Below are 24,102 nucleotides of genomic sequence, written 5' to 3' on the forward strand. Positions count from 1 at the left end.
TGGGGGCCGGACACGGGTTCCGAGTGAATTTTCTCCACGACGGGCCGCGTGCGGGGCAGGTGCGGGCGTTGAGTCGCTGATCCGCCGACCGCATCGCGCCCGACCTCGGTACGAATCGGATCGAATCCTCTCAAGCCGGCCGCGCGTCAGCCGCGACCGGGTGTCCGGGTCGGTACGGCGGGCCGCAACGGGGTGGGCGTCACGAGTCCACCGCCTGGCTCCACGCTGTGTCGCGGAGCAACCGCAACCCGTTGAGCGCGACCAGAATCGTGGACCCCTCGTGCCCGGCCACGCCCAGAGGGAGGGGGAGAGTGCCGACGATGTCCCAGGTGGCCAAGGTGACGATCACCGTCCCGGCGATCACGAGGTTGGCGATCACCAGCCGTCGCGCTCGGCGCGCCAGGGCGATCGCCGCCGGAACCGCCGTGAGCTCGTCGCGGACGACCACGGCGTCGGCGGTCTCCAGGGCCAGGTCAGAGCCTGCTCCGCCCAGAGCGATTCCCGAGCGCGCGGTGGCCATGGCGGGCGCGTCGTTCACCCCGTCGCCGACGAACGCCACCCGCTGTCCGCCATCGGCCAGTTCCCGGACCGCCGCGGCCTTGTCCTCGGGGAGCAGACGCGATCGCACGTCACCGATACCGACGGCGGCGGCCACCCGCTCCGCCGCCCCGGCGTTGTCACCCGTCAGCAGCACCGGCGGGGCGGAGCCCAACTCGACGCAGCGTCGTACACCGCGTTCCGCGTCGGGACGCACCGTGTCGCCGACCCCGATGACGGCCACCGCCACGCCGTCGGCGACGACCGCCACGGCGGTACGGCCACTTGCCTCCACCTCGGCCGCGACCGCGCACGCGCGGGCGTGGGAACTCGCCGGGGCTCCGTCAGCCGCTGTGCTCGGCCGCATTCGCCGCGGCTCGCCCACCTCGATACGCGCACCCTCCACCGTGGCGGCCACGCCCCGCCCCGGAGCGGCCGTGAAATCCGCGGCGTCGGGCACAGCGATCTCCGCGGCCCGTGCGGCGGCCACGATCGCCGCGCCTACGGGATGCTCACTGGGGTGCTCGGCGGCCGCCGCCGCGCGCAGCACCTCGGTCTCGGTGCGGTACCCTCCCGACGCCCGGCGCTCCTGGCCATCGGGGTCGATGAGCCGGATGTCCTCCACCTGGGGGCGGCCCGCGGTGAGCGTTCCGGTCTTGTCGAAGGCGACCACCGACGTCGCCGCCAACCGCTCCATGGCGACCGCGTTCTTCACCAGGACGCCGTTGCGTCCCGCCGTCGCCATCGCGGCGAGCAGGGGCGGCATGGTGGCCAGGACGATGGCACAGGGCGACGCCACGATCATGAAGGTCATCGCGCGCAGCAGCGCGGACTCCAGGTCGGCGCCCAGCAGCAGCGGGATGGTGAACAGCGCGATGGTCGCGACCACGACGCCGACCGAGTAGTGCTGCTCGAAGCGCTCGATGAACAGCTGGGTGCGGGCCTTGGTCGCGGTGGCGCGCCGCACCTGCTCGGCGATGCGGGCGACGACGGTGTCGTGCGCGGGACGGCTGACACGGACCCGCAGGGCGCCCGAGCCGTTCATGGTCCCGGCGAACACCTCGTCGCCCACGGACTTGGCAGCGGGGACCGACTCCCCGGTGACCGTCGCCTGGTCCACCTCGCCCGCGCCGTCGACGACCTCCCCGTCGGCCGCGATCCGCTCGCCCGGTCGGACCAGCACGGTGTCGCCGACGCGGAGGCGCGCGGCGTCGACGCGCTCCTCGGAACCATCGGCGTGGATGCGCGTCCCCCGGTCGGGGGCGAGGTCGAGGAGGCCGCGCACCGAGTCCTCGGTGCGCCGGGTCGCCAGGGCCTCCAGCGCACCAGAGGTCGCGAAGATGATGATGAGCAGAGCGCCGTCGAAGATCTGGCCGATCGCGGCCGCGCCGATGGCCGCGACGATCATCAGCAGATCGACGTCGAGGGTCCGTTCCCGCAGCGCCCGCAGCCCGGACAGCGCCGGCTCCCAGCCGCCGACGGCGTAGCAGGCCAGGTAGAGCGTCCAATACGACCACGCGGGCGCCCCCGCGAGGTGAAGCAGCCCGCCACAGCAGAACAGGACGAGCGCCGCCGCGGCCCATCGCACCTCGTTAAGCGCGAACAGCGGCGTGCGCCGCCGGGGGGCCGCCACACGGGCCTGACCTGCGGGCCGCTCGGTGGTGGGAGCGGATACGAGTGTCGGCATGGGAACTCCAGGCAGGACGCTGACAAAGGCGATGGACACTATACACGCTCATATGAAGATATCTTCATATGATGCGCCATTGCGCCCTCGGTCACCTGGTCGCTCTCCCGTGTCCCGCCCCTGGTCGGCGGCCGTGGCGTCGGCGAGTGGTGGCAGCGTCCGCCAGCGCCCGCGGCGGCATCGGCCTGGGATTCCCGCGCGGTCAGTACCATGGCCGCATGGGGCACAGGCCGATCGTAGGTACGCAGGCGGCGGAGATCGCAGCCCCGGCGAGTCTCGACGCCGCCGGGGCGGCGAAAGTCGCCGAGACGCTCCAAGCCCTCGCGGCCCCCAGCCGCCTCCTCATCCTCACGGCCCTGCGCTCCGGCCCCCAGACGGTCGGCGAGATCGTGGACACTGTGGGCCTGTCACAGTCGGCCGTCTCCCACCAGCTCCGCCTGTTGCGCAACCTCGGCCTGGTCACCGCCACCCGCGACGGCCGCAGCATGAGCTACGCCCTCTACGACCACCACGTCGCCCAACTCCTCGACCAGGCCGTCCACCACATCGAACACCTCCGCCTGGGCATCTCCGACAGCTGACCGCGCCCGTCGCGCGGGCAGGAGGAAGCGGGGGCGGCGGGGCGGCCGAGTCGGCGTTCGTCGCTCCGGTGTTCTCTGCCGCATTTCGCCCCGGGACGCCGGAGAAAAAGGGCGCAGACAGGGCCGCCCAGCGGTCCGGGGCCCGTGGCGAATGGGGGTGGGCGGACGTGGGCGGGATTTGAGGTGGGTCAGATGGGGTGTTTCGGTCGGGCCGTAGTGGGGCGGTGCGGTCCGTTAGGTGGGGATCCGACGTCGCTCTGACACGCGCTGTGACCACTCTTTCGAGGGGTTTTGCGTAGTGTGCACCGAACGCCGTGAACGTCGAGTGCCCTCAAGCAGATTTCTCCTTTCGTAGCCGGTGGTTTCGGGGCTTGACCGCAAGCTAAAGTAACTCTGTGTCGTCTTTTGAATACTTAGAGTCGCGGGCGGATGGGGTTACCCACCGTGGACGCGCCGAACAGGTTCCCACACGGATCTTCCGGAACGACTGGGGACGACTTGCCCCACCCCAACTGGGAGCGTGGACGCCAACGTTGACCGTGAGTGTGGTCATCCCCGCCCGGGGGGAGCCGGAGCGACTGGCGCTGACGCTCGCCGCGTTGGCCGGACAGACCTATCCGGCTCGACTGTTGGACGTCGTAGTCGTGGATGACCACTCTTCGCCACCTCTCACGCTTCCCTCATTGCGACCGGCACGGTGCCGCGTCGAGCGCGCCCCAGCCATTGGCCGAGGCGCCGGGCACGCGCGGGCCTACGGGGCGCACGTCACCTCCGGCGAGATCATCTGCTGGCTGGACCCCGACATGGTGGTCGGGCCGCGCTTCATCGAGGCGCTGGTGCGATGGCAGCACGTGCACGCCGAGTGCGTGTCGCTGGGGCGGGTGCTCTTCTGCTCCCGCGGGCCGGAGGACCCGACCACCCTGACCGGGCTGGCCCGCTCCGGCAGTCTGTCCTCGGCGCTCGGCGGGTGTCATGGCCATGCCGGAGTCACGCGGCTGGTGGAGCAGAGTTATGAGCTGCGCGACGCCGACCACCTTGGCTTCCAGGCCTACGTGGGTTCCGCCGCCGCGCTGCGGAGGTCGCTCTACGAGGCCGCGGGCGGCGTCGACCCGGCCCTCGACCTCGGTCAGGACACCGAGTTCGCCTACCGGCTGTGGCAGGCCGGAGGGTTGTTCCTCCCCGAGTACGCCGCACCCGCCTGGCACATCGGCCCCGCCACCCCGGCGCGCACCCGTCTGCCCTCGTCCCGGTTCCAGTCGACCGCCCTCGCCCCGCTGATGCCCCACCCCCGCTCCCTGCGCGGACGGCCGGACGCCGACGGTCGCCGGGTTCCGCTCGTTCGCGCGGTCGTGGATGTCTCCGGTGCCCCCTACGAAACCGTCAGCGGCTGCGTGGACCGCCTCCTGGACGGAACCGAGCAGGACATCGCTGTGACGCTCGTCGCCGACTGGGACGGGGGCGTCTACGGCGGCACACCGGCCGACCCGCGCCTGGAACTGCGCCTGATCCAGGCCCGCTACCTGTCCGAGCCCCGTGTCTCTTTTTCCGCGGTGGCCCCGCGCACGGGGTTCCCCTCGCCGTACCTGCTGCAGGTCCCCGTTGCCTGGGGGCTGGGCCGCGACACGCTGGCCCGACTCGTCGCCCGCGCCGAACGCGCCCGGGCCGGGCTGGTCGAAATGGCCCCCGAGTGCGCGCCCACGCGCGGCGCTGGGGTCCGGCTGTGGCGGACCCGCGCCCTGACCCGCGCACTGCGTGTACGAACGGAGGGCGAGTCCCTCGCCGACGTCGTGTCCGAAGTGCATGGACGGTACCGGATGCACGCCGGGCACGAGTGCCTGAAGGACCTGATCGCCCCGCGAGCGACCGTGGCTCGTGCGCGCACCCGCCGGCCTTCGGACAGGAGGTCCGGCGCGGTAGCGGTCGCGAGCGGCGGGAACACGGCGGTGGAGCCCCGCTGGGAGGTGTCACAGACGGGGAAGCGGCAGGGCGCGGTGCGGCGCTTGGTCGGCTGCCTGGGGCGGGGCTTGGCCCGGTGCCGCCGACGGCCGTGACGGGTGCGGGGCGTCGACGGCGATGCTGTCCGGGGCCCTCCCGGTCTCGGCCAGTGGGGGAAGACACCGGCCGAGCGGCAGCGGGCGGGCCCCGGTTTCAGCGGACAGCCATAACACTGTGCCACACATGTGAAACGCCAGGTGAGGTATTCGGGTGAAAAGAAAAGGCCGCGTGTCGCGGCCTCTTCAGTCCATCGCGGACCGTATCTGGGAAGTCGAGCTAGGACGCGCTGATGGCGTCGATCGATTCCTGCAGGTCAGAGCGGATTTCCTCGGGAAGAGGCGCCGAACCGGTCTCCGTGGAGGCCGACTCCTGTCCCTCAGGACTGATGACATAACTGAGGAAGTCGCGAAGCCGCGCGGCGTCCTCGGAACTGTCGTACGTCAGGCACACGACCTCGTAGCTGACCAGCACGATCGGGTAGGCGCCGGACGCCGTCGTCCCGTAGTTGATGTCGATCGCCCGATCGAGGGGGTTGCCCCCTTCGCGCTGCGGCGACTCCGCGACCACGCGCGCCGCCGACTCCGGAGACAGCTCCACGAACTCGTCGCCCACGCCGACCTTGGCGGCGCTCATGTTCCCGACGTGCGAGGCCTCGACATAGCCGATCGTGCCCTCGCCGCCCTTGACCGTGTCGGCGACGCCGCTGTTTCCCTGCGCCGCTTCCGCCGGAGGCACCGGCCACTGGCCGCCCGGCTTGTGCGGCCAGTCGTCCCCGGCCGCCTTGTGCAGGTACTCGGTGAAGTTCTCGGTCGTACCGGACTCGTCCGAGCGGGACACCGGGGTGATCCGCGCATCGGGAAGATCGGTGTCGGGGTTGGCCCCGGCGATGGCCGGGTCGTCCCACCGCGTGATCTGACCGTCGAAGATTCGGGCGATCACCCGCGGTGTCAGGTTGAGCGAGTCGACGCCCTTCAGGTTGAACACGACGGCGATCGGCACCACATAAGCCGGGATGTTGATCGCGTCCGACCCCAGGCAGCGCGGCGCGGCATCCTTGTTCTCGGCGGGCGAGATCGCGGCGTCCGACCCGGCGAAATCGACCGCGCCATCGATGAACTGGCTGCGCCCGCCGCCAGAGCCGATCGCGTCGTAGAAGATCTGCGCGTTTTCGCAGTTGGTCTGGTAGGCGGCGATCCAGGTCCGCATCGCGTTCTCCTGGGCGCTGGACCCCGCCCCGGAGATGTTGCCGTCGAAGCAGGCCAGATCAGCGGGCATGGGGTACGGATCGCCACCGCGCACCGCCTCGTCGCTGCCGCACCCGGCCGTCACTGCCAGGGCGCCGATCAGCGCAGCGGCGGACAGCTTGCGCGAAGTGGACCGGAGCACGGTGAGTCAATCCCCCTTGTGAATGCCGGCGACCCAGTGTGCCCACGTAGACCAATCCGACGGTGACTGCTGAAAGCGATGGTGATCGAACACCGTCGAAGAATTTAACAAGAGGTGAAGCCGGATACCGAACGGGAGCGCTGTGGCGCCACTCACCCTGGCGGAGGGGCGATCCCGTTCGGTTCCGGTGCGCTGGGGCTCGTTTGCGACCATGTCCGCCCCACCCGACGCTCCCGGTCCGGTCGGCGGTGGGGCGGGTCAGGCGCTGCCCCGGGCCTCCTCGATGCGCCGCAGGACGGCGCGCAGCCCCAGCTCGTATCCGGCCACCCCGCATCCGGCGATGTACCCCTGCATCACCGGTGCCGTCACCGACGTGTGCCGGAAGGGCTCGCGCGCGTAGACGTTGGAGATGTGCACTTCCACACACGGGGTGTCCACGGCGTCGACGGCGTCGCGCAGCGCGATGCTGTAGTGGGCGAACGCGCCGGGGTTGATGACGATTCCGTCGAGGTCGCGCGCCGCGTGGATGTGCTCGACCAGTTCGCCCTCGTGGTTGCTCTGCGCGCAGACCACCGTTACGCCGAGCTCCTTGCCGAGGGCGGTCACCGCCGCCTCGATATCGGCGAGCGAGGTGCTCCCGTACTGCTCCGGATCGCGTTCGCCGAGCAGGTTCAGGTTCGGGCCGTTGAGCAGCAGCACGGTGGGGTGCGGGGTGGAGTCCGGCACGGCGATGCCCTTCTGCGGATCACGAGTGCGCGGGGCGCGGCGCCCCGGGGCTGACCCGCGCCAGCCTAGTGGCAGTCGCCGCCCGTGACCGGGAACGGCATGATCCGCAGGTCGAGCGGGCATGCCCTCAGGCGATGGACACACGCGCCTCCACCTATCGGTTGCAGCTGGGGCCCGGGCGGACTTTCGCCGATGCCGCCAGCCTCGTCGACTACCTGCACCGCCTCGGAGCCGACGCCCTTTACGTCTCGCCGATCCTGGCCGCGGCCCCCGGTTCCGAGCACGGGTACGACGTTGTGGACCCGGCGCGCGTCTCCCCGGTACTCGGTGGTGAGGAGGGGCGCAGCGCACTGGTCGCGCGGCTGCGCACGCTCGGCCTCGGCATCGTCGTCGACATCGTGCCCAACCACATGTCGGTGGCCGTCCCCGCCGCTAACCCCTGGTGGTGGGACGTACTGCGCGAGGGTCCCAACTCGCCCTACGCCCGCTGTTTCGACATCGACTGGACGCGCGGCTTGATCCCGCTGCCGGTCCTGCCCGACGACGGTGACGGGGGTGATGCCGCTGCCGCCGCGTTGGCCGGGCTCACCGTCGTCGACGACTGCCTCAGCTGCGGCGACCAGCGCTATCCGCTGGCGCCGGGCACCTACGCCCCGGGCGATGACCCCGCGGAAGTGCACCAGCGTCAGCACTACCGGCTGGTGCCCTGGCGCAGCGGCGCGGCCGACCTCCCCTATCGGCGCTTCTTCGACATCAGCGGCCTGGCCGCCGTCCGCGTGGAGGACCCCGACGTCTTCACCGCCGCGCACGCCGAGGTCCTGCGCTGGGCCGAGCGGGATGAGGTGGACGGCCTACGGGTCGACCACGTCGACGGGCTCAGCGACCCCGGCGGCTATCTGCGGCGGTTGCGGGACTCCTACGCCGGATGGATCGTCGTGGAGAAGATCCTCGCTCCGGGGGAGACCCCGCCGGCCTCCTGGCCCGTGGCCGGAACCACCGGCTACGACGCGCTGCGCGAGGTGTGCGGCCTGTTCATCGACCCGGAGGGGGAGCGCCCCCTCACCGATCTGGCCGAAACTCTCGGTGTGCCCACCGACACCGGCGCGGTGGAGGCCGAGTGTCGGCGTGCGGCCGCCACGGCGCTGCTCCGACCGGAAGTCCGCCGGATCGCCGCCCTGGTCGACGACCATGACGACGGCGCGGCCGGAGAACCCGAGACGGAGGCCGTCGCGGACGGCGAGGACACAACGCGGCTGAGCCGTACCGAGCAGGCCGTCGCCGAGCTTCTGTCCCACTTCCCCGGCTACCGCTCCTACCTCCCCGAAGGCGAAGCCGACTGGACGGCGGCCGTGGCCCGCGCCCACCGCACCCGCCCCGATCTCTCCTCCCTGCTGGACCGCATCGACGGCCGCGTACGCGCCGACCCCAGGGGCGAGCTCGCCCGCCGTGTCCAGCAGACCAGCGGCACGGTCGTCGCCAAGGGCACCGAGGACACCGCCTTCTACCGGACCACCCGCTTCATCGCGCTCAACGAGGTCGGCGGCGACCCGGACCGCTTCGGAGTGAGCCTCGCGGAGTTCCACGACGCCGCCGCCCGCCGCGAGGCGTCCTGGCCGCGCGCCATGACCACGTTGTCCACCCACGACACCAAGCGCTCCGAGGATGTCCGCGCGCGGCTGGCGGCGCTCACCGAGATCCCCGCGGAGTTCGCCGCGGCCGTGCGCGACTGGACCGAGCGGTGCGGCATCGGGGAACCCTCGCTCAACCTGCTGGCCTGGCAGACCCTCGTGGGCGCGTGGCCCATCAGCGCGGCCCGCCTGCGCGACTACCTGCTCAAGGCGGCACGCGAGGCCAAGCTGCGCACCTCCTGGCTGGAACCCGACACCGACTTCGAGAAGGAGGTCCGCTCCTGGCCGGAACGCGTGCTCTCGGACGCGTCGCTGGCCGACGACGTCGCCGCGCTCGTCGCGCGCATCCGCGAGGCCGGGTGGAGCAACGCGCTGGGCCAGAAGCTCGTCCAGCTCACCGCGCCGGGTGTTCCCGACCTCTACCAGGGCACCGAGCTGTGGGACCTGTCCCTGGTCGACCCCGACAACCGGCGGCCCGTCGACTTCGCCACCCGCATGGTGATCCTGGAGCGCCTCGAATCCGGCTGGCTGCCTCCGATCGACGCGGCGGGCGCCGTCAAGCTGCATGTGGTCCGCCAGGCGCTGCTGCTCCGCCGCGACCGCCCCATGCGCGGCTACCGCCCGCTCGCCCCGACCGGCGCGGCCGCCGCCCACGCGGTAGCCTTCGCGCGCGGCCCCGCGTTCGACGTCGTCACCATCGCCACCCGGCTCCCGCTGCGCCTGGCCGACTCCGGTGGCTGGCGCGGCACCGCCGTACCCCTGCCGTCCGGCCCGGGGGTCTGGAGCGACCTGCTCACCGGCCGTGGCATTGCCCCCGAGCGCACCGACGGCTTCACCACCGCTCGACTCGCCGAGGTCCTCAACCCCTACCCCGTGGCCCTCCTCGTTCGGCGCACCGCCGACACCGTCGAGCCGAGACGCCCCTGAGGTCCGCGGCCTCGCGAGCCGATCCGGCGGCCGCCCCCTCCCGCTCAGGAGGGACTGGTGAGGGCGGAGACCGCGACCAGGCCAACGAGGGCGAGGAGGATCACCGCGAACGCGATGGCGCCGGGCCGCTGGGGGACGGGCTTGCCCGGGTCGAGCGGCGGGTGCCACCCACCGGAGGGGTAGGCCAGCCGGTACAGCTGCCGCCGGGCGACGAGATTCATCAGCAGGACAATGGGGTTGATCACCAGGGAGAAGGGGCTCCACCACCCCTGCCACAGCGATTGCGCCGTCATCCGCCGGTAGACGGCGACCCCGCAGGGGCGGCAGAACGGTCCTGACTGGGACAGGAACGTCATGAGCGCGATCATGCCCCGGTGCGCCCGGATGGTGACGAAGGCGGCCGGCCAGCCGCCGCAGATCTTGCACCGCACCGGGGCACCTCCGGCCCACGGCGTGGCGCCGGGATGGCCCGCGCCCTGGGGGGAAGCGGCATAGGGCGCGTCCTGCCGCTGAGGGTGCGGCGCATGTGGCTGGGCGTGCGGGGGGTGGGGGTGCGGCGTGGTCACGAATTAGTCTTTCTGTCGGTAATGGTGCGATTTCGAAGGGGCATGCTAGCGGTCGAACCGGACACCACGTTCGGGCCGAGAGCTGCGCGGTGCGCGTCGGACCGCCCCCGTGGGGCCGCTCCACGCCCCGGCCCGACGGCCGCCCGGCGCACCGCCGCGCCGCCGATAGGCTGATCGCGATCATGTCGAGTTCCTCTTCCGCCACCGGGGGCGACCGCGCCGTCACCGACCGGCTGCGCATGCCCGCCTCCGTCCTGGCCGCCCTCGCCTGTCCCCACTGCGGCGCTGGGATCGCCCCCGCCGGAAACGCGCTCTCCTGTGCGCGCGGGCACGGCTTCGATGTCGCGCGGGAGGGCTACGTCAGCCTCCTCACCGGCCAGCGCCCCACCGGCACCGGGGACACCAAGGAGATGGTGCGGGCCCGGCGGGAGTTCCAGGAGGCCGGACACTACGCCCCGCTCGCCGCGCGATTGGCCGCGCTCGCCGCGGACCATCTCCCCGCTCTCCCCGCCGCTGGTTGCGGTACCGAAACCGGGCTCATCACCGACATCGGCGCGGGCACCGGCTACTACCTGCGCGAGGTGCTGGAGCGCTGCGCCCACTCCACCGGGCTGGCCCTGGACGTCTCCAAGTTCGCGCTGCGCCGCGCCGCCAAAGCCCACCCCCGCGCCGGGGCCGCCGCCTGCGACGCCTGGCGGGGCCTGCCGCTGCGCACCGGCGCGGCCGCACTGCTCCTCAACGTCTTCGCTCCCCGTGGCGGCGCCGAGTTCCGCCGGGTCCTCCGCGACGACGGCGCGCTCATCGTCGTCACCCCGACCGGCCGCCACCTGCACGAGCTCATCGACCCTCTCGGTCTCGTCACCGTGGACGCGCGCAAGGAGGAACGGCTCGAAGCGACGCTCGGCGGCCACTTCTCGCTGACGCACCGCGAAGAGCTCGACCACCCCATGCGGCTGCCGCACGCCGCCGTGGCCACCGCCGTGGGCATGGGACCCAGCGCGCGCCACCTCGACCCGGGCGAACTAGAGCGGCGGATCCGCGGGCTGCCCACCCCCGCGCCGGTCACCGCGTCCTTCCTCGTCTCCGTCTACCGGCCCGCCTGACGGCGTGGCGCCGCTCACGATCGGGTAGGCACAAGTCCGTGGGCGAGTGGGGGCGGTTCTCCGTGTGGGCACCCGGGCGCGACCAGGTGCGGGTCCAGGCCTGCGGGGCCGATCACGCCATGGCGCGCGGCGAGAACGGGTGGTGGCACGCCGACGTGCCGGGCGCCGGACCCGACACCGACTACGCGTTCCTCCTCGACGACGACCCCACGCCGCTGCCCGACCCCCGCTCCCAACGGCAGCCGCATGGTGTCCACGGCCCCTCCCGCCGCTACGACCACGCCGCCTTTCCCTGGAGCGACGCCGCCTGGACCGGGCGGGCACTGCCCGGCTCCGTCCTCTACGAGCTGCACATCGGCACCTTCACCCCCGAAGGCACGTTCGAGGCGGCCGCCGGCCGCCTCGACCACCTCGTCGACCTGGGCATCGATCTGGTCGAGGTCATGCCCGTCAACGCCTTCGACGGCACCCACGGCTGGGGTTACGACGGGGTGCTGTGGGGCGCCGTGCACGAACCCTACGGCGGCCCGGACGGCTTCAAGCGCTTCGTGGACGCCTGCCACACCCGCGGATTGGGGGTCGTGCTCGACGTGGTCTACAACCACCTCGGGCCCTCGGGCGCGTACCTGCCCCGGTTCGGCCCGTACTTCGACGGTGAGACGCCGTGGGGCCCCTCCCTGAACCTGGACGGCCCCGGCTCCGACGAGGTCCGCCGGTACGTCCTCGACACCACCGCGGACCTCCTGCGCCACTACCACCTCGACGGCCTGCGCCTGGACGCCGTGCACGCCCTGCGGGACCACCGCGCCGTCCCCCTGCTCGCCGAACTGTCCGCCGAAGTCGACGCGTTAGCCGCGGGGCTCCGCCGCCCCCTCGCCCTCATCGCCGAATCCGACCTCAACGACCCGCGCACCGTCACGTCGCGCGACGCCGACGGGCACGGCATGACCGCCCAGTGGTCCGACGACCTGCACCACGCGCTGCACACCGCGCTCACCGGCGAGAAGCACGGTTACTACGCCGACTTCGCCGTCCCCGCCTCCCTCGCCCGCACGCTGCGCCACGTCTTCTTCCACGCCGGTACCTACTCCTCGTTCCGCGGACGCACCCACGGCGCGCCCGTCGCCACCGGGACCGGGCGCCTTCCCGGACACCGCTTCCTCGCCTACCTGCAGACCCACGACCAGGTCGGCAATCGGGCGCGGGGCGACCGCATGGCCGCGTCGGTGCCACCAGGCCCGCTGGCCTGCGGTGCCGCCATCGTGCTGTGTTCGCCCTACACGCCCATGCTGTTCATGGGGGAGGAGTGGGCCGCGTCGACGCCGTGGTGCTTCTTCGCCTCATTCCCCGATCCGGTCCTGGCCGCGGCGGTGCGCGACGGGCGGCGCCGCGAGTTCGCCGCGCACGGCTGGGCCGAGGAGGACGTCCCCGACCCTCTCGACCCGCGCACGCGCGAGCGGTCGGTGCTGCGGTGGGACGAGCGCGCCGCCGAGCCCCACCGCTCGGTGCTGGAGGTGTACCGCGCGCTGATCGCCGTCCGCCGCGCCCATCCCGAGCTGGCCGACCCCCGCCTGGACCGGTTCCGGGTGGACGCCTCGGAGGACGGCCGCCTGCTGGTCCTGCACCGCGGGCGGCTCCGGCTCGCCTGCAATCTGGGCCCGTTCCCGGCCGAGGCCGCCCTGGACGCCCCCGCCCGGGACGTTCTCCTGGCCGTTCGGGAGGGGACCGTCGTGCGCGGCACGGCATCCGACGGCACGCCTTCCGACGGCGGGGAGGCGCCCGGCACGACGGTGCGCCTGCCGGGCGCGTCCTTCACGATCGTCGCGGTCGGGTGACGTCCGGTCGACGGAGGGGCGGGGCGGAAAACCACCATCGCGCGCGGGCTCAGCGGCGGGACAGCCGGTCGCGCAGAAGGCGGGGGAGTTCCCGCACCCGGTCGAGGCCGCCCAGGCCCTGCGACGCCCGCGCGAGCTCCTCGCACTCGGCCGGGGTGAGATCGAGGTCGGCGGCCGCGACGTTCGACTCCAGCTGGGCGACGCTGGAGGCGCCCGGGATCGCCATCACCGATGGGTGCCGGATCGTCCAGGCCAGCGCGACCTGGGCGGGCGTCGCCTGGTGGGCATCGGCGATGTCCCGCAGGAGGCCGAGCAGGGGCCGTACCCGCTCCAGGTTCTCCGGAAGGAACAGCGGGTTCATCGTGCGGATGCCGCGTGACGGGCGGTGGTCCACGTCGAACTTGCCGCTCAGCAGACCCTGGGCGAGCGGGCTGTAGGCCATGACGATCCGCCCCGTCCGCTCGGCGTGGGGGATGAGGTGGTCCTCAGGGGAGCGCGCGAGCAGGCTGTACTCCACCTGGTTGGTGAGCACCGGTGCTCCGAACTCGGCCTCGGCCCGCCGCCAGCGGGGAAGGGAGAAGTTGCTGACCCCGACATCGCGGATCACGCCCGCCTCACGCAGCACGCGCATGCCGCGCATGGTCGTGGCGTCGTGGACGAGGGGGTTGGCCTGGTGAACCTGGTACAGGTCGATCGACCCCAGGCCTAGCCGGGCGTTGCTGGCGACCCCGCGCTGCTGCACCACCGGCGACAGCGGGAGCACGGGAAAGACCTTGGTGGCCACCACGGCGACGTCGCGGGGCGTCCCGGTCTCCTCTAGAGCCGCGCGCAGGGCGGCGCCCAGGATGCGCTCGCTGCGGCCGAAACCGTAGGCCTCGGCCGTGTCGAACACGGTCACCCCGAGTTCCAGCGCGCGGCGCACGATCCGCGCCGATTCGGTCCGGTTGTATTCGGCCCCGTACCCCCATTCCGGCGACCCGAACTGCCATGTACCCAACCCGATTTTGGAGTAGCGGCGGGTTGTGTCCGCCTTCTCGATGTAGCGCATGGCTCAGGCTATCGAGCGGTGTCGCGGTAGCCACGGTGAAACACGCACCGCGCGATCCGTCGCGATGGCACCGCCGCGCCGCGCCTCAGACCGCACCCGTCCCCGTGGCGCTCGCGGTCCCCGGACCGGGAGCCGTCCCGCCCCCCGCGGCGCGGGCCTCCCGGTGACACGGAGGCCACGCGCTGTCGCTTGTTCGTCCAGTTCATGGCGTTTCATCACGGTCCGCTGGGGGACGCTAAGGCTTTACTTACCTTCGCTTGCGTAACCTACGGGTCCGTAAGTTATGGTGGCGTAGGTTCACATAGCCATCTGAAGGAGAGTCGACCCTCATGGGAGAGTCCCAAACCGCCGTTGCGACAGCGGAACGACGAGCGTCCAAGCTGGAACTCGACGTTGAACACGCGCCGAAGGGTCCGGGCGCGAAGTTCCTCTTGGGCGTGTACATCGGGCTCCCGATCCTCGCCGTCGCCGCGGCCGTCCCCTTCGCCTGGGGATGGGGGTTGACCTGGGTCGACGTCGCGATTTTCGTGGTGACCTACATCTTCACCGGTCTGGGCATCACCGTCGGTTACCACCGCTACTTCACCCACGGCTCCTTCAAGGCGAACCGCCCCCTGCGCAACGTGCTGGCCGTGGCCGGGACCGCCGCCATCGAGGGGCCGGTCATCCAGTGGGTCGCCGACCACCGCCGCCACCACAAGTACGCCGACCGCGAGGGCGACCCCCACTCGCCGTGGCGCTTCGGCACCGACTGGAAGGCCCTGGGCAAGGGCCTCGTCTTCGCCCAGTTCGGCTGGCTGTTCTCCGACGAGCGCACCTCCATCCAGCGCTTCTGCCCCGACCTGCTCGCGGACAAGGACATCGCGCGCATCTCCCGGCTCTTCCTGCCGATCGCGGCGCTCTCGCTGCTCCTGCCCGCGGTGGTGGGCGGCCTGGTGACGATGTCCTGGTGGGGTGCGCTGACCGCGCTCTTCTGGGGCGGCCTGGTGCGCCTCTTCCTCCTTCAGCACGTGACCTGGTCGATCAACTCCATCTGCCACGCCTTCGGCGTGGAGGAGTTCGAGGTCCGCGACAAGTCCCGCAACGTGTGGTGGCTGGCGATCCTGTCCTTCGGGGAGTCCTGGCACAACCTGCACCACTCCGACCCCACCTGCGCCCGGCACGGCGTGCTCAAGGGGCAGATCGACCCGAGCGCCCGCGTCATCTGGGCGTTCGAGAAGCTCGGCTGGGCATGGAACGTGCGCTGGCCCAACCAGAACCGGCTCGCGGCCAAGCGCGTCGACAAGATGGACCAGGCAGCCTGATCAGCGACCACGGCCGGGTCGGAGACGACCCGTCGGAGTGAATCGCGGCAGCACGCGAACGGCGGCCGCACACCCCGCGAACGAGCGCGGGTGTGCGGCCGCCGCCGTGTCGTATTCGCGCCTTGCGGTGCGACTCTCGACGTGGTGCGGGGCGGGCGTCGCACGGTTAACGCGGGCGCCTCTCTGGTGGCAACCGGTCGGCCCGAGGGCTTTCGCGCGGCCCTCGGCCGTGCCCCGGGCCTACTCCGCGATGAGGACCTCCAGCGTGCGGGGGCCGTGAACGCCCTCCACCCGGTTCAGCTCGATGTCGCTGGTGGCCGAGGGGCCGCTGATCCAGGTCAGCGGGCGGCGCGGGTCCAGACGGGCGACGGCGTCGGGGACGTCCTCGACGATCTGGTCGGCGCGGACCACGCAGAGGTGGTAGTCGGGGACCAGTGTGAGGACGCGGCGGCCCTGGGCCTCGTTGCCGTCGAGGACGATCGTGCCGGTTTCGGCGATGGCCACGGCGCACCCGGTCACGACGCCGTCGACCGCGTCGAGGGCGTCGAGGCCGACACCGCCGCCGATGTCGCGGAGCACCGGCGCCCCGGCCGCCGCCGTGTCCACGTCCCCGTCCTCGACCATGTCCGACCACGCCGCGGTCCACGGCTCGGGCAGGTCCGGGGGGACGACGACGCGGCGGGCGCCGCGTCGGCGCAGGGCCGCGGCGATGGCGTCCGGCAGGGTGTCGGCCGCTACCCGGTGCGCGACCGCCCCGTAGTCCTGCAGGCGGTCGGTCAGGGTGCCGGCCCCGCCGCGCCCGTGCGAGCGTGCGTAGTCGCGCGGCACCTCGACATCGGGCGGGTGCTCCTCGGCGGGAACGTCGGCCAGCGCGGCGCGCACGCGGCCCAGGATCTGCTCGCGGGATCCGCTCATGGCCGCTGCCTCTTCTCCTTGTCCCGGCTGCGCCACCACCGGCGGAACGATTCCTCGGGGATATCCGGAAGGTCGCGTGTGTCGGTCCATCCGCCGGCCGGGCCGGGCAGGTGCCGGGGAAGCAGCGACCGTGCCGAAGCCGCCGCGCGCTGGGCGAATCCCAGCCGCCGGTCGTCGCCCAGCACCCACCCCGCGGCGGCCATGGCGGCCTTCTCGGCGCGGTGCCCGGCGCCCCCGGACGAGGCCACCTCCTCCCGGAGATGCACCAGCGCCTCGGGGATATCGATGGCCACCGGGCACACCTCGTAGCAGGCGCCGCACAACGACGACGCGTAGGGGAGCGAGGCCTCCAGCTCACCCCCGGTGCCCTTGAGCTGCGGGGTGAGGATCGCGCCGATCGGGCCGGGATAGACCGACCCGTAGGCGTGCCCGCCGGTGCGCTCGTAGACCGGGCAGATGTTCAGGCACGCCGAGCACCGGATGCAGCGCAGGGCCTGCCGCCCCACCTCGTCGGCGAGCACGTCGCTGCGCCCGTTGTCCAGCAGCACCAGGTGGAACTCCTGGGGCCCGTCACCGGGCGTCACACCGGTCCAGGTCGAGGTGTAGGGGTTCATCCGCTCTCCGGTGGAGGAGCGGGGCAGGGTCTGCAGGAAGATGTCCAGGTCGGCCCAGGTCGGAACGGTCTTCTCGATCCCGACCACGGAGATCAGCGTCTCGGGCAGGGTCAGGCACATCCGCCCGTTGCCCTCCGACTCCAGGACGACCAGTGTGCCCGTCTCGGCGACCGCGAAGTTGGCCCCGGAGACGGCGACCCTGGTGCTCATGAACTTCTCGCGCAGGTGCACCCGCGCCGCCTCGGCGAGCGCGCGCGGATCGTCCGTCAGCCCGTCGGGGGCCGCGGTGCCCCACGCGGCCATCTCACGCAGGAAGATCTCGCGGATCTCGGAGCGATTGCGGTGAATGGCCGGGACCAGGATGTGGGACGGCAGGTCGTCGCCCAGCTGCACGATGAGCTCGGCGAGGTCGGTCTCGTAAGCGGTGATCCCCGCCGCCTCCAGCGCCTCGTTGAGCCCGATCTCCTGCGTGGCCATCGACTTGACCTTGACAAGCTCGCGCTCCCCGGTCGCGCGCACCAGGTCGGTGACGATGCGGTTGGCCTCGGCCGCGTCGGCGGCCCAGTGCACCTGGCCGCCCGCCGCCGTCACCGACGCCTCCAGCTGCTCCAGGTAGTAGTCGAGGTGGCGCAGGGTGCGGTCCTTGACGGCCTTGCCCGCGGCCCGCAGCCGCGTCCAGTCGTCGAGTTCGCCCACGGCCTCGGCCCGCTTGTCGCGGATGGTGTGGGTGGCCGCGCGGAGGTTGTGCCGGAGTTGGGCGTCGGCGGTGGCCGCACGGGCGGCCTCGGGGAACGGCGGCATGCCGAGGAAAGTTCCGGTCATATCTGGGCGGGCTCCTGTTCCGTGGAGGCGAGGATCTCGGCGAGGTGGACGACCTTGACGCCGGCGCGCTGCCGGTCGAGGGTGCCGCCGATGTGCATCAGGCAGGAGTTGTCCACCGCGCACAGCACCTCGGCGCCGGTCGCGGCGACGTTGCGGGCCTTGTCCGCGCCCATGGCGGCCGACACGTCGGGGTTCTTCACCGCGAACGTGCCGCCGAACCCGCAGCACTCGCGCGCCTCGGGCAGGTCCACCAGCTCCAGTCCGCGCACGTCCCGTAGGAGCGCGTAGGGGCGCTCGCCCAGGCCGAGCAGGCGCAGGCCGTGGCAGGTGGGGTGGTAGGTGACCGTGTGCGGGAAGTAGGCGCCGACGTCGGTGACGCCCAGCACGTCGACCAGCAGCTCCGCGAGGTCGTAGACGCGGGGCGCCAGCGCCGTGGCGGCGCGTTCCAGCCGACTGCCCGAAGCGCCCAGGCGCGGGTAGTTGTCGCGGACCATGGCGGCGCAGGAGCCGGAGGGCGCCAGGACCACGTCGGCGTCGTCGAAGGTCTCGACGAACCGGACCGCCAGCTTCTGCGCGTCGCGCCGGTAGCCGGTGTTGTAGTGCATCTGTCCGCAGCAGGTCTGCGACTCGGGGAAGACCACCTCGTGGCCGAGCCGCTCCAGCAGCCGGACCACCGCCCGCCCGGTGTCCGGGAACAGGGTGTCGTTGAGGCAGGTGACGAATAAGGCGATCCGCATCGTTTTCCTCGTGTGCTCCGTGGTGGGGATGGGCTGCCCGTGGCGCCGTGCCCGACTCTAGGGGTGCACGGCCGGGTCTCCTCCGTGTGTCGCGCGTTGTGCGCCGCGTGTCGGGCGCGAGGGCGCTCCGGTGGGAGGGCGGCGCCGTGGCCGCGGCACGTCCCTCCCACCGGCGGTGGTCACGTCATGGCGTCAGGGCTCCTGTCGTCGTGCGGCTGCGTGTGCTGATGGATCGGCACCCGTCGGCTCAGGCGGCGACGAGGCGCTGGCGCTGCCGGCCCAGGCCGTCGACCTCCAGCTCCATGACATCGCCGGGGCGCAGGAACGAACGGTCGGGGCTGCCCATCGCGACTCCGGCCGGAGTTCCGGTGATAACGACGTCCCCGGGCCGCAGCGCCATGAACTGGCTCAGGTACCACACGATGTGGTGGACCCCGAAGATCATGTTCTTGGTGGTGCCGTCCTGGACCGGGGCGCCGTTGACCCGGAGCCGCAGTCCGAGCGCCGCGACATCGTCGACCTCGTCGGGCGTGACCAGCCAGGGGCCCAGGGGCGTGAACGTCTCGCATGACTTGCCCTTGTCCCACTGGCCGCCACGCTCCAGCTGGAACTCGCGCTCGGTCACGTCGTTGGCGATGGCGTACCCGGCGATGGCGTCGGCGGCGGCGCCGAGGTTCTCCAGGTAGCGGGCGGTACGGCCGATGACGACGGCCAGCTCCACCTCGTGGTCGGTCTTGCCGCTGCCGCGCGGGATGAGGACATCGTCGTCCGGCCCCACGATGGTGTCGCTCGGTTTGATGAAGACGACCGGCTCGACGGGGGGCTCGGCCCCGGTCTGGGCGGCGTGGTCGGTGTAGTTCAGGCCGATGCCGATGAGCTTGCCCGGCGTGGCGACGGGGGCGCCGACGCGCTCGCCGAAAGCGGTGGTGTCGAGGTCGGCCACGGGCCGCAGGTCTCCGGCGTTCAGCGCGGCCCGGGCGCGATCGACTCCGCTGCCGGAGAGGAAGGCGCCGTCGATGTCGGGGGTGATGGCGGACAGGTCCAGCAGGGTGCCGCCGTCGTCGAGCACTGCCGGACGCTCGGCGCCCAAGGGTCCGATTCTCAAGAACTTCACGTTGCTCCCACACAGCTCGTGCTCCACGCTCACGATAATTGGTCTGATGACTATCGCGTTCGTGGATACCGACAATTGTCGTTTTCCTGGTGATCGCATATGTGAGGTGCCACACAGAGGCGAATTGGTCGGATCACTTGTACGCGTGTGAGGAAGAAGGTGTCAAGATGGGAGGATCGGGGCTTCCGTCGGGCGGCGCGCACGCCGAATGGGGCCGATCAGGGCTCCGGCACCCGCCCGCACCATCGGCCCGACCATCTGCCCCCGAGCAGCCGACGACGTGGAGGACGACGCGTGACCATCCCCGACGCCGCACCGGACGCGACGCCGGATTCCGCCCCGGGCGCCGGATCGGGGCCGGTGGCCCCCACAGAGCCGGCCGACCGCGGCATGCCGGTGACCCAGCGTGCGATCGAGCGGATCAAAGAACGCATCGCCGACGGCACCCTGAAGCCCGGCGACCGGCTGCCCACCGAGCGGGAACTCGCCTCCGACCTCGGTGTCTCACGCAGCTCGATGCGCGAGGCCATCCGCGCGCTGACCACCCTGGGCGTACTGGAGGCACGGCACGGCGCGGGCGTCTACGTCACCGCGCTGCGCCCGGCCGACCTCCTGGAGACCTTCTCCGTGCTCGCCGAGGTCTCTCAAGGGGAGACCCTCATCGAGGTGCTCCAGGTGCGGCGCATGCTCGAACCCGCCGCGACCGCACTGGCCGCCGCCCGCGCCGACGACGCCCAGCTCCGCCGCCTCGGCGAGATCCTCAACCGGATGGACGCCGACGGCGGCTCGGCCGGGGCGGACGCGTACGCGGATACCGTCTCGGCCGACCTCACCTTCCACCAGGCCATCGTGGAGATCACCGGAAACGCCACGCTGGCCGCCATCAACGACGGCCTGTCCTCCCGCACCTTCAACGCCCGGGTCTGGCGCGGCCACCGCGAGGCCGGGATCACCGCCCGCCTCCGCGAGGACCACGAGCGGATCTACCGCGCACTGCGGGCCCGCGACCCCGACGCCGCCCGCGCCGCCGCCACCATGCACGTTCTTGAGGTCGAGCGCTGGCTTCGCGCCGATCTCACCGACGACGTGGGATGATCGGGATCATGACACGCAGGTTGTACTTGGCCGGGGACGCCGACGCCGACGAACTGCTGGCCCGGGAGCCGCTGGCGCTGCTCATCGGCATGCTTCTGGACCAGCAGGTACCGATGGAGACGGCGTTCGCCGGGCCGAAGAAGATCGCTGACCGCATGGGCGGGCTCGATGCCCGGGCCATCGCGGAGGCGGACCCCGAGGGGTTCGCCGCGACGTGTGCGCGGTCGCCCGCCGTGCACCGCTTCCCCGGATCGATGGCCAAGCGGATCCAGGCCCTGTGCGCCTACCTGGTCGAGCACTACGACGACCGCCCCGAAGCGCTGTGGAGCGAGGGTGACCCCGACGGGCGCGAGGTCCTGCGCCGGCTGAAGGCCCTGCCCGGCTACGGTGACCAGAAGGCCCGCATCTTCCTGGCCCTCCTGGGCAAGCAGTTCGACCTCGACGTCCCGGGGTGGCGCGAGGCGGCCGGCGCCTACGGGGAGGAGGGGGCACGCAGGTCCATCGCCGACGTGCTGGACGAGCAGACGCTGGCCGAGGTGCGCGCGTTCAAGAAGAGCACCAAGGCGGCGGCCAAGGCGCGTAAGGGCTGACGCCCGGCGTCGGGCGTCAGCCCGCTGCGGTCGCGGACGGCGACGCCGCCGTATCCTGCTCCAGGACAACGCGGTGGCGCCCGGCGTAGACGTTCATCGAGGCACCGCGCAGGAACCCCACCAGGGTGAGGCCCGCGTCCGCCGCGAGGTCCACGGCCAGGGACGACGGGGCGGACACGGCCGCCAGCACGGGGATCCCCGCCATCACCGCCTTCTGTGCGAGCTCGAACGAGGCGCGCCCCGACACCATGAGCGTGCCGCCGCGCAGGGGCAGCCGGTTCTCGCGTACCGCCCAGCCGACGAGCTTGTCGACCGCGTTATGCCGACCGACATCCTCGCGCACCGCGAGCAGCTCGCCCCGGGCGTCGAACAGCCCGGCCGCGTGCAGGCCGCCGGTGCGCTCGAAGACGCGCTGCGCCGCGCGCAGCCGGTCGGGCATCACCGTGAAGGTGCGGCCGTCGATCCGCACCGGGTCGTCGGCGACCGTCCAGCGGCTCGTGGTGCGCACCGCATCCAGGCTCGCCTTCCCGCACAGCCCGCAGGAGGAAGTCGTGTAGAAGTTGCGCTCCAGCGACGCCTTGGGAACCGCGACACCCGGCGCCACCGCCACGTCCAGGACGTTATAGGTGTTGACGCCGTCCTCGGTGGCACCGGCGCAGTACCGGATGGCCGCGATGTCGGCGGCCCGTGCCACCACGCCCTCGCTCACCAGGAAACCGGCAGCCAGGTCGAAGTCGTGCCCGGGCGTGCGCATCGTGACACTGAGCGGCTCCCCGTTCAGCCGCACCTCCAGCGGCTCCTCCACGACCAGGGTGTCCACGCGCTCGCTGACCACCCCGTCCCTGACCCGCAGGACCTTCTCGCGTGCTGTCACGCGTCCCATTGCCGCTGCACCTTCCCGGCCTTTGTCCGGCGATCGCTGGTCGGCGACGGGCACGGGGCCCGATCACCCGGGGTAATCCTCCCCTACCCGCCACCCTCTCAGCGATCACTGTGCCTCGCACAGTCGGGGGCGTTGTGTACATTGTCGACACAGCACCCTCGCACCGGAACGCGGGAATACGAGCCCATGTCCCATCAGGCCCTGCAGGCCCTGGCCGCCGGACGCGTACGGCGGCCGGCGCCGCTGCGCGACGCCGTCTACGACGCGATCCTCGACCTGATCACCACCCGCCGGCTTCCGCCGGGCCAGCACCTGGTCGAAACGGAGCTCGCCGCGCACCTGGGGGTCTCGCGCCAACCGGTGCGCGAGGCGCTGCAGCGGCTCAGCAACGAGAGCTGGGTCGACCTGCGGCCCGGCTACGGAGCGTTCGTGCACCGGCCGACCGAGAGCGAGGCCGACCAGCTCCTGTCCGTGCGCGCCCTGCTGGAGGCCGAAGCCGCGCGCCTTGCCGCACGCAACGCCGCACCCGAGGAGATCGCCCGGCTCCGCGAGCGGATCGCCGTCGGCCGCTCCGCGGTCCGGGCCGACGATGTCGAAGCCGTGGTCGCCGCCAACGCCGACTTCCACCGCGCCCTCGCCGAGGTGTCGGGCAACGGGGTGCTGGCCGAACTCGCCGCGCAGGTCGATCGCAGGGTGCGCTGGTACTACACGCCCGTCGCCCGCACCCGCGGCCACGACTCGTGGGACGAGCACGACCGACTCGTCGACGCGATCGCGGCGGGCGACGCCGACGCGGCGGCCGATCTCATGCGCGAGCACACCGAACGCACACGCCGGACCTATCACGAGCGTGCGGTCGGTCCCGCGGCCGACGCGGCCCCCAACGCTGAGGCGACCGGGGGCACCGGCGCCGACGCGCCGCGGGAATAATCAGGGGCGGCGGCGTGTGAGCGCCGGTGACGGGCGAACCGGCGGCCTAGCCGCGTCCCCGGCGCTTCAGGTAGCGCTCGAACTCGCGCGCGATCGCCTCGCCGGTCGCCTCGGGGAGCTCGGCCGCGTCCTTGGCCTCCTCAAGGCTGCGCACGTACCCGGCGATGTCCTCGTCCTCCGAGGCGAGTTCGTCGACGCCGTGCTCCCAGGCCCTGGCCTCCTCAATGAGGTCGCCCAGCGGCACGGTGACGTCCAGGACGTCCTCCACGCCGCGCAGCAGTGCCAGGGTGGCCTTGGGGGAGGGCGGCTGGGCGACGTAGTGCGGCACGGCCGCCCACAGCGACACCGTTTCGATCCCGGCCGAGGCGAAGGTGTCGTGCAGTACCCCGACGATGCCGGTGGGGCCGTCGTAGCCGGCGGGCTCCAGGTGCAGCGTCGAGAGCAGGTGCTTGGGCGAGCTCACCCCGCTGATCGGGACCGGGCGCGTGTGGGGGACATCGGCCAGCAGCGCGCCCAGGAGCACGACACGGCGTACGCCGAGTTCCCGGGCCACCGCCAGCAGGTCCCCGGCAAACCCCCGCCAGCGCATGTTCGGTTCGGAGCCGCTCACCAGCACGACGTCGCGGCCGCCGCCCGCGGGCCGGGCGATCGAGATCCGCGTGGTGGGCCAGGTGATCCCACTGTGTTCCCCGTTGACTACCGTGGTCCGGGGCCGCGCGACCTGGAAGTCGTAGTAGTCGTCGGGTTCGAGGGTGAGCAATTCGTCGGCGTCCCAGGCCGTCATCAGATGTTCGACAACCGTCCCGGCGGCCTCTCCGGCGTCATTCCAGCCTTCGAACGCGGCCACCAGGACAGGCTCGACGAGCTCACCGACGCTGTCGAGCTCAGGCAACGGCCGTCTCCTCACACTCCCCGGGCCGCCCTCCGCGCGGCCGGCCCGGCCGGGTTTCTCCACTGACACACGCGACGTCGTTTGACGCGCCGTCCAGCCCTACCACGCTCCGCTGGTAGCGCGACAGTGAAATGCCGAGGCGCCGACCGTGGAAAAAGGACCGGACAGGTTCACCCTATGGGGTGGG

The 24,102-nt window shown here is 72.2% G+C and carries 20 protein-coding genes; 9 read left to right on the forward strand and 11 right to left on the reverse strand.

Going from position 1 to position 24,102, the window contains the following annotated elements:
* Positions 1-199: 199 nt before the first annotated feature.
* A complete protein-coding gene (locus ABD259_RS07870) occupies positions 200-2,224 on the reverse strand; it encodes a heavy metal translocating P-type ATPase (RefSeq protein ID WP_344161205.1) in 2,025 nt (674 codons plus the stop codon).
* A gap of 218 nt (positions 2,225-2,442) precedes the next feature.
* Here ABD259_RS07870 and ABD259_RS07875 point away from each other — a divergent pair, with 218 nt between their 5' ends.
* Entirely contained in the window at positions 2,443-2,805 is a 363-nt protein-coding gene (locus tag ABD259_RS07875) for an ArsR/SmtB family transcription factor (protein ID WP_344108459.1), read from the forward strand.
* Positions 2,806-3,278: 473 nt separating this feature from the next.
* Positions 3,279-4,856, forward strand: a complete 1,578-nt coding sequence (locus tag ABD259_RS07880; RefSeq protein ID WP_344161241.1) for a glycosyltransferase — start codon at positions 3,279-3,281, stop codon at positions 4,854-4,856.
* 220 nt (positions 4,857-5,076) lie between these two features.
* Here the strand turns inward: ABD259_RS07880 and pstS are convergent, their stop codons facing one another.
* Positions 5,077-6,186, reverse strand: coding sequence for a phosphate ABC transporter substrate-binding protein PstS (gene pstS, locus ABD259_RS07885; protein ID WP_344108456.1), 1,110 nt, complete (start codon positions 6,184-6,186; stop codon positions 5,077-5,079).
* A 258-nt stretch (positions 6,187-6,444) separates the two neighbouring features.
* On the reverse strand, positions 6,445-6,912 hold the full coding sequence (aroQ, locus tag ABD259_RS07890) for a type II 3-dehydroquinate dehydratase (protein ID WP_344108453.1): 468 nt from the start codon (positions 6,910-6,912) through the stop codon (positions 6,445-6,447).
* Between the two features lie 134 nt (positions 6,913-7,046).
* On the opposite strand from aroQ, the gene treY reads away from it, so the two are divergent.
* Positions 7,047-9,467 carry a malto-oligosyltrehalose synthase gene (treY, locus tag ABD259_RS07895; protein WP_344108451.1) on the forward strand — a complete coding sequence of 807 codons (2,421 nt, stop codon included), beginning with the start codon at positions 7,047-7,049 and terminating at the stop codon, positions 9,465-9,467.
* Positions 9,468-9,511: 44 nt separating this feature from the next.
* Here treY and ABD259_RS07900 read toward each other — a convergent pair whose 3' ends face one another.
* Complete coding sequence (locus tag ABD259_RS07900; protein ID WP_344108450.1) at positions 9,512-9,898, reverse strand: hypothetical protein; 387 nt, start codon at positions 9,896-9,898, stop codon at positions 9,512-9,514.
* Between the two features lie 374 nt (positions 9,899-10,272).
* On the opposite strand from ABD259_RS07900, the gene ABD259_RS07905 reads away from it, so the two are divergent.
* Together ABD259_RS07905 and treZ are read left to right on the forward strand one after the other, a co-directional pair.
* Positions 10,273-11,136 carry a putative RNA methyltransferase gene (locus ABD259_RS07905; RefSeq protein WP_412759477.1) on the forward strand — a complete coding sequence of 288 codons (864 nt, stop codon included), beginning with the start codon at positions 10,273-10,275 and terminating at the stop codon, positions 11,134-11,136.
* Positions 11,137-11,174: 38 nt separating this feature from the next.
* Positions 11,175-12,971, forward strand: coding sequence for a malto-oligosyltrehalose trehalohydrolase (gene treZ, locus ABD259_RS07910; RefSeq protein WP_344108446.1), 1,797 nt, complete (start codon positions 11,175-11,177; stop codon positions 12,969-12,971).
* Positions 12,972-13,020: 49 nt separating this feature from the next.
* On the opposite strand, the gene ABD259_RS07915 is transcribed toward treZ, so the two are convergent.
* Positions 13,021-14,019 (reverse strand): aldo/keto reductase, encoded by a 999-nt coding sequence (locus ABD259_RS07915; protein WP_344161208.1) that lies wholly within the window; start codon positions 14,017-14,019, stop codon positions 13,021-13,023.
* Between the two features lie 329 nt (positions 14,020-14,348).
* On the opposite strand from ABD259_RS07915, the gene ABD259_RS07920 reads away from it, so the two are divergent.
* Positions 14,349-15,323: an acyl-CoA desaturase gene (locus ABD259_RS07920; protein WP_344108442.1), complete on the forward strand. Its 975-nt coding sequence runs from the start codon at positions 14,349-14,351 to the stop codon at positions 15,321-15,323.
* 240 nt (positions 15,324-15,563) lie between these two features.
* Here the strand turns inward: ABD259_RS07920 and ABD259_RS07925 are convergent, their stop codons facing one another.
* The 4 genes from ABD259_RS07925 to ABD259_RS07940 form a co-directional block, all read right to left on the reverse strand.
* On the reverse strand, positions 15,564-16,238 hold the full coding sequence (locus ABD259_RS07925; protein WP_344161211.1) for a LutC/YkgG family protein: 675 nt from the start codon (positions 16,236-16,238) through the stop codon (positions 15,564-15,566).
* On the reverse strand, positions 16,235-17,674 hold the full coding sequence (locus ABD259_RS07930) for a lactate utilization protein B (RefSeq protein ID WP_344108438.1): 1,440 nt from the start codon (positions 17,672-17,674) through the stop codon (positions 16,235-16,237). Before ABD259_RS07930 ends, ABD259_RS07925 begins: the two co-directional genes overlap by 4 nt.
* Positions 17,671-18,411 (reverse strand): (Fe-S)-binding protein, encoded by a 741-nt coding sequence (locus ABD259_RS07935; RefSeq protein WP_344108436.1) that lies wholly within the window; start codon positions 18,409-18,411, stop codon positions 17,671-17,673. The genes ABD259_RS07930 and ABD259_RS07935 overlap by 4 nt, the downstream gene beginning before the upstream one ends.
* 247 nt (positions 18,412-18,658) lie before the next feature.
* A complete protein-coding gene (locus tag ABD259_RS07940) occupies positions 18,659-19,525 on the reverse strand; it encodes a fumarylacetoacetate hydrolase family protein (RefSeq protein WP_344108433.1) in 867 nt (288 codons plus the stop codon).
* Positions 19,526-19,915: 390 nt separating this feature from the next.
* Here ABD259_RS07940 and ABD259_RS07945 point away from each other — a divergent pair, with 390 nt between their 5' ends.
* Both ABD259_RS07945 and ABD259_RS07950 read left to right on the forward strand, forming a co-directional pair.
* Positions 19,916-20,620 carry a FadR/GntR family transcriptional regulator gene (locus ABD259_RS07945; protein WP_344108478.1) on the forward strand — a complete coding sequence of 235 codons (705 nt, stop codon included), beginning with the start codon at positions 19,916-19,918 and terminating at the stop codon, positions 20,618-20,620.
* Between the two features lie 8 nt (positions 20,621-20,628).
* Complete coding sequence (locus ABD259_RS07950) at positions 20,629-21,210, forward strand: HhH-GPD-type base excision DNA repair protein (RefSeq protein WP_344108431.1); 582 nt, start codon at positions 20,629-20,631, stop codon at positions 21,208-21,210.
* A 16-nt stretch (positions 21,211-21,226) separates the two neighbouring features.
* On the opposite strand, the gene fdhD is transcribed toward ABD259_RS07950, so the two are convergent.
* Complete coding sequence (gene fdhD, locus ABD259_RS07955; protein ID WP_344108429.1) at positions 21,227-22,093, reverse strand: formate dehydrogenase accessory sulfurtransferase FdhD; 867 nt, start codon at positions 22,091-22,093, stop codon at positions 21,227-21,229.
* 186 nt (positions 22,094-22,279) lie between these two features.
* Here fdhD and ABD259_RS07960 point away from each other — a divergent pair, with 186 nt between their 5' ends.
* Positions 22,280-23,023 carry a GntR family transcriptional regulator gene (locus tag ABD259_RS07960; protein WP_344108426.1) on the forward strand — a complete coding sequence of 248 codons (744 nt, stop codon included), beginning with the start codon at positions 22,280-22,282 and terminating at the stop codon, positions 23,021-23,023.
* 46 nt (positions 23,024-23,069) lie between these two features.
* Here ABD259_RS07960 and ABD259_RS07965 read toward each other — a convergent pair whose 3' ends face one another.
* The gene (locus tag ABD259_RS07965) at positions 23,070-23,915 is read right to left on the reverse strand and encodes a PAC2 family protein (RefSeq protein ID WP_344161214.1); all 846 of its coding nucleotides are present in this window, start codon (positions 23,913-23,915) and stop codon (positions 23,070-23,072) included.
* Positions 23,916-24,102 lie beyond the last annotated feature (187 nt).

This window comes from Nocardiopsis rhodophaea, from assembly GCF_039530945.1.
Classification (GTDB): Bacteria; Actinomycetota; Actinomycetes; order Streptosporangiales; family Streptosporangiaceae; genus Nocardiopsis_C; species Nocardiopsis_C rhodophaea.